General features: G+C 38.4%; 16 protein-coding genes. 9 read left to right on the top strand and 7 right to left on the bottom strand.

What is annotated here, in order from left to right:
• Window positions 1–34: 34 nt before the first annotated feature.
• The 4 genes from QUD79_RS11365 to suhB form a co-directional block, all read right to left on the bottom strand.
• Entirely contained in the window at window positions 35–1627 is a 1593-nt protein-coding gene (locus QUD79_RS11365) for a PH domain-containing protein (RefSeq protein WP_246455023.1), read from the bottom strand.
• A complete protein-coding gene (locus tag QUD79_RS11360) occupies window positions 1620–2168 on the bottom strand; it encodes a PH domain-containing protein (RefSeq protein ID WP_184426272.1) in 549 nt (182 codons plus the stop codon). Before QUD79_RS11360 ends, QUD79_RS11365 begins: the two co-directional genes overlap by 8 nt.
• 153 nt (window positions 2169–2321) lie before the next feature.
• The gene (gene cobA / locus QUD79_RS11355) at window positions 2322–3116 is read right to left on the bottom strand and encodes a uroporphyrinogen-III C-methyltransferase (RefSeq protein ID WP_184426270.1); all 795 of its coding nucleotides are present in this window, start codon (window positions 3114–3116) and stop codon (window positions 2322–2324) included.
• Window positions 3117–3358: 242 nt separating this feature from the next.
• Window positions 3359–4162 (bottom strand): inositol-1-monophosphatase, encoded by an 804-nt coding sequence (suhB, locus tag QUD79_RS11350; protein WP_184426268.1) that lies wholly within the window; start codon window positions 4160–4162, stop codon window positions 3359–3361.
• A gap of 393 nt (window positions 4163–4555) precedes the next feature.
• Here suhB and trmJ point away from each other — a divergent pair, with 393 nt between their 5' ends.
• From trmJ to fdx, 9 genes are all read left to right on the top strand, one after another.
• Window positions 4556–5311, top strand: coding sequence for a tRNA (cytosine(32)/uridine(32)-2'-O)-methyltransferase TrmJ (gene trmJ, locus QUD79_RS11345; protein WP_184426266.1), 756 nt, complete (start codon window positions 4556–4558; stop codon window positions 5309–5311).
• A gap of 55 nt (window positions 5312–5366) precedes the next feature.
• On the top strand, window positions 5367–6176 hold the full coding sequence (cysE, locus tag QUD79_RS11340; RefSeq protein WP_184426264.1) for a serine O-acetyltransferase: 810 nt from the start codon (window positions 5367–5369) through the stop codon (window positions 6174–6176).
• 148 nt (window positions 6177–6324) lie between these two features.
• On the top strand, window positions 6325–6831 hold the full coding sequence (gene iscR / locus QUD79_RS11335) for a Fe-S cluster assembly transcriptional regulator IscR (protein WP_184426262.1): 507 nt from the start codon (window positions 6325–6327) through the stop codon (window positions 6829–6831).
• 33 nt (window positions 6832–6864) lie between these two features.
• Window positions 6865–8079, top strand: coding sequence for an IscS subfamily cysteine desulfurase (locus QUD79_RS11330; protein WP_184426260.1), 1215 nt, complete (start codon window positions 6865–6867; stop codon window positions 8077–8079).
• A gap of 21 nt (window positions 8080–8100) precedes the next feature.
• On the top strand, window positions 8101–8484 hold the full coding sequence (iscU, locus tag QUD79_RS11325) for a Fe-S cluster assembly scaffold IscU (RefSeq protein ID WP_184426258.1): 384 nt from the start codon (window positions 8101–8103) through the stop codon (window positions 8482–8484).
• 16 nt (window positions 8485–8500) lie between these two features.
• Window positions 8501–8824 carry an iron-sulfur cluster assembly protein IscA gene (gene iscA / locus QUD79_RS11320; RefSeq protein WP_184426256.1) on the top strand — a complete coding sequence of 108 codons (324 nt, stop codon included), beginning with the start codon at window positions 8501–8503 and terminating at the stop codon, window positions 8822–8824.
• A gap of 31 nt (window positions 8825–8855) precedes the next feature.
• Window positions 8856–9380, top strand: a complete 525-nt coding sequence (gene hscB, locus QUD79_RS11315; RefSeq protein WP_184426254.1) for a co-chaperone HscB — start codon at window positions 8856–8858, stop codon at window positions 9378–9380.
• A gap of 107 nt (window positions 9381–9487) precedes the next feature.
• Window positions 9488–11350: a Fe-S protein assembly chaperone HscA gene (hscA, locus tag QUD79_RS11310; RefSeq protein ID WP_184426252.1), complete on the top strand. Its 1863-nt coding sequence runs from the start codon at window positions 9488–9490 to the stop codon at window positions 11348–11350.
• A 6-nt stretch (window positions 11351–11356) separates the two neighbouring features.
• A complete protein-coding gene (gene fdx / locus QUD79_RS11305) occupies window positions 11357–11695 on the top strand; it encodes an ISC system 2Fe-2S type ferredoxin (RefSeq protein ID WP_184426250.1) in 339 nt (112 codons plus the stop codon).
• A gap of 15 nt (window positions 11696–11710) precedes the next feature.
• Here the strand turns inward: fdx and QUD79_RS11300 are convergent, their stop codons facing one another.
• The 3 genes from QUD79_RS11300 to QUD79_RS11290 form a co-directional block, all read right to left on the bottom strand.
• The gene (locus QUD79_RS11300; RefSeq protein ID WP_184426248.1) at window positions 11711–11926 is read right to left on the bottom strand and encodes a hypothetical protein; all 216 of its coding nucleotides are present in this window, start codon (window positions 11924–11926) and stop codon (window positions 11711–11713) included.
• 306 nt (window positions 11927–12232) lie between these two features.
• Window positions 12233–13678, bottom strand: coding sequence for a trypsin-like serine protease (locus tag QUD79_RS11295; protein WP_184426246.1), 1446 nt, complete (start codon window positions 13676–13678; stop codon window positions 12233–12235).
• 179 nt (window positions 13679–13857) lie between these two features.
• Window positions 13858–15026, bottom strand: a protein-coding gene (locus tag QUD79_RS11290; RefSeq protein ID WP_425506909.1) for an IS3 family transposase whose coding sequence is annotated in 2 segments (ribosomal slippage) — window positions 13858–14777 and window positions 14777–15026 — 1170 coding nt in all. Because the reading frame shifts where the segments join, the coding sequence is not laid out codon by codon here.
• Window positions 15027–15163: the final 137 nt, after the last annotated feature.

The following is a 15163-nucleotide window of genomic DNA, read 5'->3' as shown; positions in this document are numbered from 1 at the left end:
AAGCCTCTTACAATCACCCTTAGGTAATTTTACTCTACATCCAAGAGCGGCGACTACTTTCAACGTGGTATAGTGCATTGTTAATTAAGTCGTTACCAACTTTTTCAGAGATAAAGGGAATTTTTTGTCCGCCTGCGGCTAATACAAATTTAATTGTGCAGAGTCTATGGCGCTTTAAAAACCAACTTTGTATGTAAGCAGTTTGTTGAACCTTAAAAATAGGAAAACAATAAAAGTCGACTCCTAGCATGCCTTTTCTAATATAAATAAAGTTCGAGTCAATGGCATAGCCCCAGCGCTTGTAACGGCAGAAAATTAAGATGCATAACATCAGGTATATTGCTGTTGCACCTAACGCTAATCCTGTTTCTAAGTGATAGATAAAAAAGGCGAGCACACCAAAATAAATAGGGCTGATAAAGTAACCAATATTTCTGAGTAAAAAGCGCTTACTAATCCCCTGATATGAAATAGTATTGAGTTGATTGTTTGGGTAAACATCGTCAGCCAATGCTTGCCATTCATGCGCTTTTACCGACGGTACAATTATTTTATTATTACTCGCCCCTTGCTGAAAGTTTTGTCCATTAGCACTGGTTTGTTCGAATTTAACATTCATGCGCTTTAAAAGCATATCTAACCAGTCTTGCTGCTTCACAATCATCTGTAATCGAGATAAGCGCATAGTAACTTCGTGCTTGGTTAATAGACCACTTCTGCGGATATAGCGGTCACCAGATTTAGATAACGTAAAGTTGTAATAACTTAATATTGCCCCAGCAACTGAGAATAAAGAAATAAACAACATAACGATAAAAGTTAGTGTTAAGGCGTATAAACCAATTTGCCACCACGACTTGTCTGCAACAACCAAGAGTTGTTCAATATTGATGCCAAAGCGTTGAAAAAAGTTAACAACACTTTCACCAATATCATCAAAAAATGGTGCTAAACCGCCAAAGAAGATCCAGATCCGGTTGTTGGTTAAACCATGGATAACTAAATCTGACAATGAACGCGTATTTAATAATTGTTCGTTATTTGTACTATTGTCAGTTGTTGCTTGATTCTGTGTATCATCATCACTGATACCCTTGTTAAGATCATTGTTGTCTTGGGTATTTTGTTGATGCGCTGCAAGTATTTCGCGCTTAAGTGCTTCTGCATAGTCAAGTTTTAATGCAACAACTTTTGCTTCTTGCTTTTGTGAACCTGCAGTATCAAGCTGCATACAAGTGTAACTAAAAGGACGATAATAGAGTGGCTGTTCTAACTTTACATTTTGAATACGGGTAAAGGGCAGGTTGACATGCTTTTTTGAAAATACACCTGAACGAATTTCGATATGTCCATTGGATAAACGATATTGAAAGAAATAAAAACTAAGAAATGTACCCGTTAAAATAGCAATCACGACGAGCAGTGCTACAGGCAACCATATATGCGGATTTGCCATTATTTCTTTATAGCCTAGTAATATTGCTGGCGCTAAATAAACAATATTGCCAGTGATGCCCCATAGTATTTTTACTGTAAAATAGAGCATTCCAATTGGCGAAATACGTTGCCACTCGTCGGTTTGATATTCTTTAATTATCGCTTGCTTAAGTGCTTGTTGTTTATCCATTATTATTGGCATCTTTATGGCTAATAATAAATTGTCTGATCGATTCAGCGTCTTCAACAGGTAAACCTGGTATTTCGAATGTGTGTAATGCACCACCTGCACTAAATACTTGTAATTTTGCTAATCCTACTTTGCGATCGATCGGGCCTCTTTTTAATTCTACATGTTGTATTCTTAATACGGGTTGGCTAACCGTTTTTCGAAAAATTAGACCTGAAGTATAGTGAAGATCTAGCGCTCTTAGCGCGTAGTGTTTTTGTTTGTCAGCTAAAAATATATAGAACATATTAACCATAGTAAGTATTGCTATGATGATTAATATATTACTGATTACTGGCAAGGTTTCTGCCGGAAGTGGTTTAAACTGCTGCTTAATAGCAATAAGCCCAATTAATAATACTAGGCTAGAGAACAAAAAAGTAAGTGCTAAACGTGTTTTTGCATAAATGGGGGCTAATGGTTGTTGCTGTAGTTGGCTTATTTGAGGTAGTTGTTCAATGGATAATGATGCATTGGAAAAGTTATCTTTTTGCAGTTCCATAAATTGGCCTTGAGTAATAGAAAAGTTATTTTATCGTTAAAAGCGTGCAAATATTAACATAAAATTAAGAAATGTTTATCTTTGAGTCACAAATTTTGTACTGCACAGATCTACACACCTTAACCTGGCGCAATATCAATGATTATGTAAATGTTAAGGTGTTAAATACCCTACATTAGTTAAGTGCTTTTCATCAAAAGTATTAACCACATCACCAATAACAATTAACGTAGGTGGCTTTATTTGATGTTTTTCAACTATTTCTACAATACTACTTAAACAGCCACGATATACTTTTTGCTCGGGTGTTGTACCTTTATAAATAAGTGCTGCAGGTGTGTTTTTTCTTCGTCCTGCGTTAATTAGTTGCGTACTTATAATGGGTAAGCTTTTTACGCCCATGTAAAAAACAACTGTTTGCTGAGGGTCACTTAATGTTTGCCAAGGTAGATCTAACTGACCACTTTCTTTAACGTGCCCTGTAATTAAACTGGCACTGCGAGCAACCTCTCTATGGGTAAGTGGAATACCTACGTAGCTTGTACATGAAGACGCAGCTGTCATGCCTGGTACGATATGGCAAGCTATACCATTGGTAAGAAGAAACTGAGCTTCTTCAGAGCCTCGGCCAAAAACAAAAGGGTCGCCGCCCTTTAACCTTACTACTTTTTTACCGGCTTTAGCATGGTCAACTAAAAGCTGATTTATGCCATCTTGAGGCACTTTATGCAGCGCTTGCTTTTTTCCAACGTAAATTAGCAAGCAAGACTTAGGTACTAAAGCCATAATTTCTTTGCTTACAAGTCGGTCATAAATAACTACATCGGCTTGTTGTATCATTCGATATGCTTGAATAGTTAATAGCTCAGGATCACCCGGACCAGCGCCAACTAAAGCGACTTCGCCAGAAAGAAATGGTTGTTTGTAAGCACTAGTTGGTAATTGCATAACGATATCATTAATAAGTTTTAGTTAGTTTACTGGTATTTATGGTTATAATATAGCGGATTGTTATTTCTTTTTGTTATATGAGAGGTGGGTTGATTATATTTAAACTAAATTTAGGCAAGTTATACCAGTTTCATTGATTAAGTGATCTCTTCAATAAAACTGGCAATATGCCTATGAAAAAGCGGTACAACTGTTAACAGGTATACCGCTTAGAATTTGATGGGGTAGTGGAGCGCTATTTACTTATTTAAGCTATCGCCAAGGTGAGGGCGTATATCTTTTAAAATTTCTTTTAATAAACGAGAGCTACTTGCAACAATATTACCTGAGTTATTGTGATTATGCCCACCGGTAAAATCGGTAACTAAGCCACCAGCTTCAATAACTAATAATTCACCTGCGGCAGTGTCCCAAGGTTTTAAACCAATTTCAAAAAATCCGTCTACACGGCCAGCAGCAACATATGCTAAATCTAAGGCGGCAGAGCCTGCACGACGCATATCAGCTGTTTTCAAAAATAATGTTTTGAAAATGTCTAAATAGGCATTCATGTGTTGTTTTTTCTTGAAAGGGAAACCGGTGGCAAGTATTGCACCTGTTAATTCTTTTGACTGTTTTACGCGAATACGAAAACCGTTTAATTGTGCGCCTTTACCACGGCTTGCAGTAAATAATTCACCACGGATAGGGTCGTAGATAACTGCTTGATCTAATTTGCCTTTTACTTTTAAAGCAATAGATACAGCGAAGTGAGGAATACCTTTTACAAAGTTTGTAGTGCCATCAATCGGATCGATTATCCATTGAAAGTCGTTGTCAGTGCCTTCTATTAATCCGCACTCTTCGCCAATAATAGAATGGCTAGGGTAAGACTTTTGAATACTGTCTACGATTGTTTGCTCAGCAAGGATGTCAATATTAGTAACAAAGTCATTTGTACCTTTTAATTCAACTTCAATTTTATCGTCTTGTTCAAACGCACGTACAATAACATTTCCAGCGGCACGCGCAGAGCGCACAGCAATATTTAGCATCGGATGCATACTAATCACCTTATTTAATTAAACAGTTTTGTAAAAGAACTACACCCAAACCACCTCAAGATGATAGGCATAAACTTAAGATCCCATTCGAAATTAAGCGGCGCATACTATAGCAAAAGCTTAAAGATTAAGCGACAAATAAATTAATAGGCTGACAATTTACTCAGTTATAATAGCTTATATACATTTATTGACTAATACATACTGAATAAAGCTATAAAAAAACACAAAATAGAATGATTAATACCCCATACATCGCTATTGTTCTGTGATAAAATTATTGAAAATTTAGCCGTCTAGACAGTTCGTCATTTCATTTGCGTATTTTCACTCGCTACAATGGATTTAAACGATGGGTAATGAACCAAATAATTCATTGAGAAATTAAAGATAATGTTAAATTCAGTACGCATAGTATTAGTTAATACCTCTGATTGTCGAAACATTGGCTCTGCAGCTAGAGCCATGAAAACAATGGGCCTTAGCCAACTAGTATTAGTAGACCCAATAGAAATGCCTAATGGCCAAGCACAAGCATTATCTGCAGGCGCAACAGATGTTTTAGCGAATGCAAAGGTTGTTTCGACTTTAGAAGAAGCGATTACCGATTGTGGGTTAGTTGTTGGTACTAGTGCGCGTTCTCGTACTTTGCCTTGGCCTATGTTAGATCCAAGAGAGTGTGGTGAAAAGCTTATTAGCGAAGTAAGTGAATACCCAGTTGCGCTTGTTTTTGGACGTGAAAGTAGCGGCTTAACGAATGATGAATTACAACTATGCCATTTTCATGTGCAAATTCCTGCAAACCCAGAGTACAGTTCGTTGAACTTAGCAATGGCAGTGCAAACATTAAGCTATGAAGTGCGTATGGCGTTTTTAGCTCAAGACAAGCAGGTACAAAAAACCAAAGCAGAACAAGGTAAATGTACAGATAGCGAAACAGAGCAAGACTACCCCGTTGTGGCAGAAACAGAGCGTATGTTTGACCATTTCGAAGAAGCACTAAAAGCTACAGGGTTTATTGTACCTAGCCACCCAGGTTTGGTTATGACTAAATTAAGGCGCTTTATTAATCGTGCTCGACCAGATACTAAAGAGCTAAAAATGTGGCGAGGTATTTTGTCGTCGGTAGAAAAGTCAGCTAAGAAATAACTGCCATAAAATAGCAGTGTATATTAATTTTAAAGTATGAAGAGTAGGAAATATTATGTTTAGTCGTATCAAAGAAGATATTAAGAGTGTCTTTGAGCGAGATCCAGCAGCAAGAAATTCGTTTGAAGTATTAACGAACTATCCAGGTATGCATGCTATTTGGATCCATCGATTAAGCAATAAGCTTTGGCGAAATGATATAAAATTGATTGCGCGCCTACTCTCAACGTTTTCACGTTGGTTAACGGGAGTAGAAATACACCCTGGAGCTACTTTGGGTCGACGTTTTTTTATTGATCATGGCATGGGCGTAGTGATTGGTGAAACTGCGATAGTGGGTGACGATGTGACTATTTATCATGGAGTAACGCTTGGTGGTACTAGTTGGAATGCAGGTAAGCGCCACCCAACCCTTTGTAACAGCGTGGTAATTGGTGCTGGCGCACAAGTTTTAGGCCCAATCACTGTTGGTGAAGGGGGTAAAGTTGGTTCAAACTCTGTGGTAGTTAAAGATGTACCGGCTAATGCAACAGCGGTAGGAATACCAGCGCGTATTGTTAATGATAAAAATGGTTCAGATGAGAAGTCTAAACGAGAACAAGTTGCCAAGAAGTTTGGCTTTGACGCTTATGCTGTTTCTACTGACAACCCTGATCCAGTTGCTAAAGCGATTGGGCGATTGCTTGACCACATGCATTTAATGGACACTAAAGTTGCAGACTTATGTAAAGAAGTTAACCACTTAGGCGGTAGCGTATGCCAAGAAGCGTTACCAGAGTTACGCGTGGGAGAGTTTGTAAATGATGAAAAAGAAGCGGCAAAGCGACGCAAGATGCACGTTGAGGCCTTCGATCCAGAAATATAAAAATAATACTTGAGTGTTTTACTCAGGTATTGTTTGATTATCCCCTCTATTCGTTATAAAATACCTGAGTAAACTAGTCGGGTATATAGTTGACTATTACACAAGGTTATGTAGAATTGCGCGGCAATTATAGAAGGGTAGGTAGATAATGAAGTTAACTTCCAAAGGGCGCTATGCCGTAACAGCAATGTTAGATGTTGCCATTCATGCATCGTCTGGCCCTGTGCCGTTAGCAGATATCTCTGAACGACAAGGTATTTCGCTCTCATATTTGGAGCAGCTTTTTTCTCGTTTAAGAAAGCATTGTTTAGTACATAGTGTTCGTGGACCTGGCGGTGGTTACCGTTTAGGGAAATGTTCAGCAGAAATTACCATCGCAGATGTTATCAGTGCCGTTGATGAAAGTGTTAACGCCACTAAATGTGGTGGTAAAGGCGACTGTCAATCGGGTCAACAATGTTTAACTCATACCCTTTGGGAAGATTTAAGTAACCGTATAGAAGATTTTTTACAAAGCATTTCTTTGTCTGAGCTCGTTGAACAAAGAAATGTACAATTAATTTCGGAACGACAAGACAACTTTCAAAGTAAGAAAGCGATGAAAAGCTCGTTAGAAACATTAATTAAAACAACAAATATTTTGCACGACTGTTAGTCAGTGTGCGTTAAAATTGGAGCATGATAGCCAATGAAGCTACCTATTTATTTTGATTATTCAGCTACTACACCAGTAGATAAACGTGTTGCTGAGAAAATGATGCAATACATGACCACCGATGGTTTTTACGGTAACCCTGCGTCGCGATCGCACAAATTTGGCTGGCAAGCTGAAGAAGCAGTTGATATTGCGCGTAACCAAGTTGCAGAGCTATTAAATGCTGATCCTCGTGAAATTGTGATCACTTCAGGTGCAACCGAGTCAAATAACCTAGCAATTAAAGGTGCGGCAAACTTTTACGGTAAGAAAGGTAAACACATTATTACCTGTAAAACTGAGCATAAAGCGGTACTTGATACTTGTCGTGAATTAGAGCGCCAAGGGTTTGAGGTTACTTACCTTGATCCAGAGTCAAATGGTTTAATTGACCTTAATAAATTAAATGACGCTATGCGTGATGACACCGTACTAGTTTCAATAATGCATGTAAATAATGAAATTGGTGTAATTCAAGACATCGCTGAAATTGGCGAACTATGTCGTTCTCGTAAAATTGTGTTTCATGTTGATGCCGCACAAAGTGCTGGCAAAATTGAAATAGACATGCAGCAGTTAAAAGTTGATTTGTTATCTATTTCAGCTCACAAAATGTATGGACCTAAGGGTATTGGGGCTTTATATGTTCGTCGTAAACCGCGTATTCGTTTAGAAGCACAAATGCATGGTGGCGGACATGAGCGTGGTATGCGTTCAGGTACGTTAGCAACACACCAAATTGTTGGTATGGGTGAAGCTTGCCGTATTGCTAAAGAAGAAATGGCACAAGATTTAGTTCATGTAACTAAAATGCGTGACCGGTTGTGGGCTGGTGTTAATTCAATGGAGCAAGTGTTTATTAACGGTGATCCAGATAAACGCTACCCTGGAAACCTAAACGTTAGCTTTAACTTTGTTGAAGGCGAATCGTTAATTATGGCGTTAAAAGATTTAGCGGTATCTTCAGGTTCAGCATGTACTTCAGCAAGCTTAGAGCCTTCTTATGTATTACGTGCATTAGGCTTAAATGATGAAATGGCACATAGCTCAATTCGTTTTAGCTTTGGTCGTTTTACTACAGAAGAAGAAATAGATTACGCAATTGATTTAATAAAAAATGCAATTGGTCATTTACGTGACATGTCACCGCTTTGGGAAATGTTCAAAGACGGTATTGATTTAGATTCAGTTGAATGGGCAGCTCATTAAGAGTTAGCAGGAGAAAGTATCATGGCTTATAGCGAAAAAGTAATTGATCATTATGAAAATCCTAGAAACGTAGGTTCTATGGACAAGAATGATCCACAAGTTGCAACAGGTATGGTTGGCGCACCAGCATGTGGTGATGTAATGAAGTTACAATTAAAAATTTCAGATGCAGGCATCATTGAAGACGCAAAATTTAAAACTTATGGTTGTGGTTCAGCGATAGCGTCAAGCTCGTTAGTAACAGAATGGGTAAAAGGGAAATCTATTGACGAAGCGGGTTTAATTAAAAATACCGCAATCGCAGAAGAGTTAGCGTTACCACCTGTTAAAATTCATTGCTCTATTTTAGCTGAAGATGCAATTAAAGCGGCTATTCAAGACTATAAAAGCAAGCATAACGGTTAAGCAGTAAGGAATAACTATGAGTGTTACTATGACGCCAGCTGCGTCAGAGCGTGTTAGAACATTTATTGCAAACCGAGGCAAGGGCCTTGGTTTGCGCCTAGGTATTAAAACAACTGGCTGTTCGGGTTTAGCCTATGTTTTAGAGTTTGTTGATGACTTAAATGAAGACGATACCTTATTTAACATAGATGATGTAAATATTATTATTGATGGTAAAAGTTTAACTTACCTTGATGGTATTGAGCTTGATTTCGTTAAAGAAGGTTTGAACGAAGGGTTTAAGTTTACTAACCCAAATGCGAAAGGTGAGTGTGGTTGTGGCGAAAGCTTCAATGTTTAGTATAAATTTTTAGCACTTTGCTGGAGCGGTTGTGAATTATTTTCAAATTTTTGGTATTGATGAAAGTTTTAACCTTGATGTTAAGGAGCTAACGCAGCGATACCAAACCATACAAAAAAGTGTACACCCTGATAGATTTGCTCAAGGTTCAAGCCAAGATCAAATGATGGCTGTTAAAAGGTCAACACTGGTTAACGACGCTTATCAAACCTTAAAAAAACCATTGAAACGTGCTGAGTATATCTTAACCCTTCGAGGGGTTGAACAACCTAGTGAACAAGCATCGTTTAGTGATAATGAGTTTTTAATGCGTCAGATGGAACTACGTGAAATGCTAGAGGACGTTAAATTCTCTGATAATGTTGAATCCGCAGTGTTTGAAATGGCACAAGTGCTTGAAAGCGAATTTGAACAATTATTTAACGCTATGCAAACGAAGTTAAGTGAAAATACGTCTGCCTCGAATGAGCAAGCCGGTAGTGACTTACGCAAATTACAGTTTTATCAGAAGCTACATGTAGAGTTAGATAAACTAGAAGACTCACTACTTGACTAAGTAACAGGTCATACTCTACTGATGAACTTATCATCAATTAAACAGTTGTTTGCTAAAACTTTTGTCAGCAGACAACATCGAAATGAATTAAATTATACGAGTCCATAATGGCGTTATTACAAATAGCAGAGCCGGGGCAAAGTACAACACCCCATGAACATCGTTTAGCTGCAGGTATAGATTTAGGTACAACAAATTCGTTAGTAGCCAGTGTAAAAAGCGGCCTAGCTGAAACATTAACCGATGATAACGGTAATGATATTTTACCCTCTGTGGTTAGCTACCAACAAGATAATACTTTAGTGGGTTATCCAGCTAAAACTTTCTCGGTTTCTGACCCTCAAAATACTATTGTATCGGCGAAACGGCTCATTGGTCGTTCGTTAGCCGATATTAAAAGCAAATATCCGTCTTTACCTTACCAGTTTTGTGGTGATGATAATCATCCTAGTATTATGACGCGCCATGGTGAAATTAACCCTGTTCAGGTATCTGCACAAATTCTTAAGACGCTCGCAAAGCGTGCTGAAGATACTTTAGGCGGAGAGCTTACTGGTGTTGTTATTACCGTTCCTGCTTATTTTGATGATGCACAACGCCAAAGTACAAAAGATGCAGCAACTCTTGCTGGCGTTAACGTTTTACGGCTACTCAATGAGCCAACAGCAGCTGCTGTAGCTTATGGTTTAGATAGCGGCAAAGAAGGTGTTATTGCGGTTTATGACCTCGGCGGTGGTACCTTTGATATTTCCATATTACGTTTAAATAAAGGTGTGTTTGAAGTATTAGCAACGGGTGGCGACTCAGCATTAGGTGGAGATGATTTTGATGTAGTAATTGTTGACTACTTAGTAGAGCAAGCACAGCTAGAGCGTCCTTTGTCGCATACGTTGGAGCGTCAATTACTAGAACAAGCATGCGTAGCAAAAGAAGCGTTAACCACCTCAGATAAGCATGTAGTTAACTTAGCACTTGCTGACGGTAATACGTGGCAAGGAGAGTTGACGAAAAGCACTTTTGAACAATTAATTCAGCCGCTAGTCGCTAAAACATTACGTGCGTGTCGTCGAGCATTAAAAGATGCTGAAGTTAGCACCGATGAAGTCAATGAAGTTGTGATGGTTGGTGGTTCAACTCGCGTACCATTAGTAAGAGTTGAAACACAGAAATACTTTTCAAAAGAGCCATTAACATCGATCGATCCAGACAAGGTTGTTGCTGTTGGAGCAGCTATACAAGCTGATATTTTAGCGGGTAATAAGCCAGAAAGTGAAATGCTTTTACTTGATGTTATTCCACTCTCGCTTGGTTTAGAAACCATGGGTGGTTTAGTTGAAAAAGTTATTTCAAGAAACACAACAATACCGGTTGCCAAAGCACAAGAGTTTACTACGTTTAAAGATGGGCAAACGGCAATGGCTATTCATGTACTGCAAGGTGAGCGTGAGTTAGTTGAAGATTGTCGTTCATTAGCACGTTTTGAACTACGTGGTATTCCAGCAATGACAGCCGGAGCTGCACATATTCGTGTAACTTTTAAAGTAGACGCTGATGGTTTACTTGAAGTAAGCGCTATGGAAAAGTCTACCGGTGTAGAGACAGGTATTACCGTTAAGCCATCATTTGGCTTAGAAGAGCAGCAAATAACTGATATGCTTAAAGCATCGATGACCAATGCTGAGCAAGATATGCAAGCGCGCATGTTGAAAGAGCAGCAAGTTGAAGCATCAAGAGTGATTGAATCAATTCAATCGGCACTAACTGCCGATAGTCAATTACTTAGTGAAGAAGAAGTGGCAGATATTAATCGCTCAATTACCGAATTGGCACAGGTTAGCCAATCGAGTGAAACAGATAAAATAGAAGCTGCGATTGAAAAATTAAATAATAAAACGGCAGCCTTTGCTGAGCGACGTATGGATTCATCTATTCGCACTGCACTGTCAGGCCACTCTGTAGACGAGGTTTAATGTAAAATGCCAAAAATTATTATCTTACCTAATGAAGAATTATGTCCTGATGGTGCGGTACTAGAAGCCGAAAAGGGTGAAAGTGTACTAAATGTTATTTTAAAGAATGACATTCATTTAGAGCATGCGTGTGAAAAGGTATGTGCGTGCACAACCTGTCATGTCATTGTTAGAGAAGGCTTTGACTCATTAGCAGAAAGTGATGAGTTAGAAGACGATTTGTTAGACAAAGCTTGGGGACTAGAGCCCGAGTCTCGCTTAAGTTGTCAGGCATTAGTTGCTGATGACGACTTAGTGGTTGATATACCAAAATATACCGTAAATATGGTGTCTGAAAACCACTAATCGATTTGAATACATTTACTTAAATAAAAGGGTAATAGCAGCAATGTTATTACCCTTTTTAATTAGGGGCTGTTGATCTTTTACGGTAGTTTTTGCAACAGTTTGTTTGGTATTTATACCAGTTTCATTAAATAAGTGATCTATTTTATACGCAGTGAAAACAGTCAAATACAAGGCATTTATTTTCATAACTAGTTGTTCAGGGCAATTATGCTCCAGCATTGCCCACATAAGCTACATCCTTGTAGCGATAATTATAAAATAAATAACGCAGTAGTTGATTGTTTTAACCAGTAGAAATGATCACATAATTAGTGAGATTGGTACTATATAAAGCGTCGTCTGTTTCGTGTGGTTGTTCGCCAAAATCAGACGTCAATGTAGTATGACAAACAAACGTCGCCCTTTGGGGTCTTCTAAACACTCCCTGAACCGTGTTGCTAGAAATTTACATAGAACGACTATGCTACATTGCTAGCGCCTTGCTCATAAAGTGTTTAGCTTGAACAAAATTTAAGCTCGAAAGATTAACAGACCCTAGTTACTGCTCAATAATGGTATTAACACCTTTCGATTATGCTCCCTAACGTAATTTAGAGCGTTTTTCCCCGTACTGTCTTTTAAATCAATTTTAGCACCATGTTTTAAAAATAAAGCTGCTAGTGCGGTATTTCCAGCACTCGCTATGTACATCAAAGGGGTATAATTTTCTAAATCACCAATGTTAGGGTTTGCATTTTTTTCAAGTAACAACAGGACACGCTCCAAGTTATTATCTCGGTTAGCTAAATAAGTAGCTAACGCTAATGCAGTATTTCCTCGTTCATCTCTAGCGTTAATATCTAAGCCGTTTTTTAATAATTTATCGAGTAACGGAGCTAACGGTAACTCTTGTGGGTATAACAGCAACAATTGCGTTAAAAAAGATTCACCATAGATATTCTTCTCATTAATATTTATGCCTAAATCTATTAAAGCTTCGAACAACTGCCAATTCCCTTGTTCAATAACGTAACTGGGTAAACTGATATTATTAAGTGTTAAAGTCGTTAGCTCAGGTACAGCATTGACGACTTTTTTAGATCTTTCAGGAGGTAATTGATAAATAAGTTGAATAAGTAGTGCTCTGATTAAGTCGGTGTTTTTTTTCCATGAAGGGTATTGTGAGAATTGTTTTTTTAGCGTGTCGACTGGTGCTGTTTTAATGGCTAATAATAATGAGTGCTCAATAGCAGGAGTAGCCTTATATTCTTGTAGTATATGGTTAATCCACTGTTGTTGGGTTGACACTCTAGCGTAATATTCTGTTACACCGTAGATACCCTCTACACCTTGATTATCTTGCCAAGAGCTAACACCAGCAATGTAAAGCTTGTCATTTTTTTCAATGAAGGCAGGCCCTCCACTATCATGAGGGCCACTTATACCTTCCAACCTAAGAGCTTCTTCAGGCTTGTCAAATATGAAGGATAATTGACTTTTGCTAGTTCCTGTTATGATATTTGTTGCTGCTCGCAGTATTGATTTAGTACTAGTGATGCCTTTAATACCGTTACCAAAGTTGCCATTACCAACGAAAGTGACTTGCTTACCTTGTTCGTCATAAAAAGGGTAGAGTAGGGCTGGCCGTGAGTCCTTCATTGGCCATTTTAACCGTAATAATGCCATATCATAATTGTTTGTATCACTATTGTTTTTTGGATGTATTTTGATAAATTCAACGGGATATTTATTCCCTAAGTGTTCGATAAAAAGAGGGCGTTGCTCTTGAGGAGTAACACAGTGCGCTGCGGTAAGTACCCATATTGGGTCAATAACAGTGCCTACACAGCCATCATTGTAAGTTATTGAGGATTTATACTTTTCTCCTAGTTTTTGATAATCCTTATCGTCGATGTCGTGTCTAATAACAATCGCTTGGCTCATCGTTGCACAAAGAAGCGTTATGATGAGCACTGTTACTTTTATCTGATATTTTGGCATTGTTTATTTTAGCCTTACTGCTGTGTTGTAAACCTGTATTGCTAGGTCAAAATTAATGAATAATTAAATTTTTTGTGCAAACTTTTTTATTGTAAACCGGATAAAATGCAAAAAATTATTGCTGTGTCGTTAACAAGCTATATAGGGTTGACCTGGTCAACTAAATTCAGTCACCTCAGTTAAGCAACCATTTCTAAGTCTTCTGTCGCCCGTTCAAAATCACTCGGACTTTGGTAACCCAGGTAAGAATGCAAACGACGACTGTTGTACCACATCGTTATGTAATTCAAGACATCTTGCTGTGCACCATAGCGTGTTTCATAGTTACGCCAATGAACTCGCTCTTGCTTCAAACTGCCAAAGAAGCTTTCAGCAACAGCATTATCCCAACAGCACCCCTTTTTGCTCATACTGCCAATAAAGCTATGGTCCTTTAATAACCGCCGATATTGGTGGCTTGCATATTGAACGCCTTGATCTGAATGCACGATTAACCCAGCCTTCGGCTGACGTTGCCAAATGGCCATGGTCAATGCATCACAAACCAGCTGAGCCTTCATTCTCGACCCCATACTCCAGCCCACGACTTTACGAGAGTATAAATCAATGACAACCGCTAAATATAACCAGCCTTCAGATGTCCAAATATAGCTGATGTCTTGCACCCAAACTTGGTTCGGTGCTGCTACGGTAAAATCTTGTTGAAGCTCATTGTCGTAAACGGGCTTATTATGATCACTATTCGTTGTTACTTTGTATTTCTTTTTATAGCGAACCCACACGCCCGCTTCTTTCATAAGCTTCGCTGTTTTTTGTCGACTTACAGGATAGCTAAGCGCATTAAGCACTTTTTGAATACGACGTTCGCCATAAGTATTATCGCTGAACTTTGCTATATCTTTGACCCAATCAAGCATTTCTTCATGCGTCGGATCTTCCTGTTTGTCGAGGTTACGTTTTTGATAACTATAATAATTATTGCTTTTAACACCCAGTACGTGGCACATGAGCACCACTGGCCAGATCTTCTTATGTAGGGCGATAAACGAATATTTTACTTCGTTTCTTTGGCAAAGAAGACCGTCGCTTTTTTTAACACTTCTCGCTCCATTTCGAGGCGTTTTACTTGTGCTTTTAACTGACGAATTTCTTCTTGCTCAGGTGTTAATTTACCGTTTCCTCTGAAAGCCTGACCATCATCATTTTCAGCTTCCTTGATCCACCGGCCAAGCATGTTGGGATTAATGCCCAAATTTCTCGAAGCTTCCGCCTGACTATAGTTTTGTTCAATAACTAATGCGATAGCATCGAGTTTAAATTCTTTAGAATACTTTTTACGTTTTGTCATGTTGATCTCCAGTTAAGTTTATTATCTCTTAACTGGGGTAGTCGAATCCATTAAACCACGTCAGGTGAATTCAGTAAAGCTTTGCTATCTTCGGATTTGGTCTGTTTTAGGGCGTGTTGATCTTTGCTGTATATTTT

The sequence above is a fragment of the Thalassotalea piscium genome (assembly GCF_030295935.1).
Taxonomy (GTDB): domain Bacteria; phylum Pseudomonadota; class Gammaproteobacteria; order Enterobacterales; family Alteromonadaceae; genus Thalassotalea_B; species Thalassotalea_B piscium.
This window is presented reverse-complemented; position numbering and strand designations above follow the sequence as displayed.

Excerpts from the sequence above, each read along its gene's own strand:
- suhB (WP_184426268.1), bottom strand. The coding sequence starts at position 4,162 with ATGCATCCGATGCTAAATATTGCTGTGCGCTCTGCGCGTGCCGCTGGA.
- QUD79_RS11365 (WP_246455023.1), bottom strand. The coding sequence starts at position 1,627 with ATGGATAAACAACAAGCACTTAAGCAAGCGATAATTAAAGAATATCAA.
- QUD79_RS11330 (WP_184426260.1), top strand. The coding sequence starts at position 6,865 with ATGAAGCTACCTATTTATTTTGATTATTCAGCTACTACACCAGTAGAT.
- fdx (WP_184426250.1), top strand. The coding sequence starts at position 11,357 with ATGCCAAAAATTATTATCTTACCTAATGAAGAATTATGTCCTGATGGT.
- cysE (WP_184426264.1), top strand. The coding sequence starts at position 5,367 with ATGTTTAGTCGTATCAAAGAAGATATTAAGAGTGTCTTTGAGCGAGAT.
- iscU (WP_184426258.1), top strand. The coding sequence starts at position 8,101 with ATGGCTTATAGCGAAAAAGTAATTGATCATTATGAAAATCCTAGAAAC.
- trmJ (WP_184426266.1), top strand. The coding sequence starts at position 4,556 with ATGTTAAATTCAGTACGCATAGTATTAGTTAATACCTCTGATTGTCGA.
- QUD79_RS11360 (WP_184426272.1), bottom strand. The coding sequence starts at position 2,168 with ATGGAACTGCAAAAAGATAACTTTTCCAATGCATCATTATCCATTGAA.
- cobA (WP_184426270.1), bottom strand. The coding sequence starts at position 3,116 with ATGCAATTACCAACTAGTGCTTACAAACAACCATTTCTTTCTGGCGAA.
- QUD79_RS11295 (WP_184426246.1), bottom strand. The coding sequence starts at position 13,678 with ATGCCAAAATATCAGATAAAAGTAACAGTGCTCATCATAACGCTTCTT.
- iscA (WP_184426256.1), top strand. The coding sequence starts at position 8,501 with ATGAGTGTTACTATGACGCCAGCTGCGTCAGAGCGTGTTAGAACATTT.
- iscR (WP_184426262.1), top strand. The coding sequence starts at position 6,325 with ATGAAGTTAACTTCCAAAGGGCGCTATGCCGTAACAGCAATGTTAGAT.
- QUD79_RS11300 (WP_184426248.1), bottom strand. The coding sequence starts at position 11,926 with ATGTGGGCAATGCTGGAGCATAATTGCCCTGAACAACTAGTTATGAAA.
- hscA (WP_184426252.1), top strand. The coding sequence starts at position 9,488 with ATGGCGTTATTACAAATAGCAGAGCCGGGGCAAAGTACAACACCCCAT.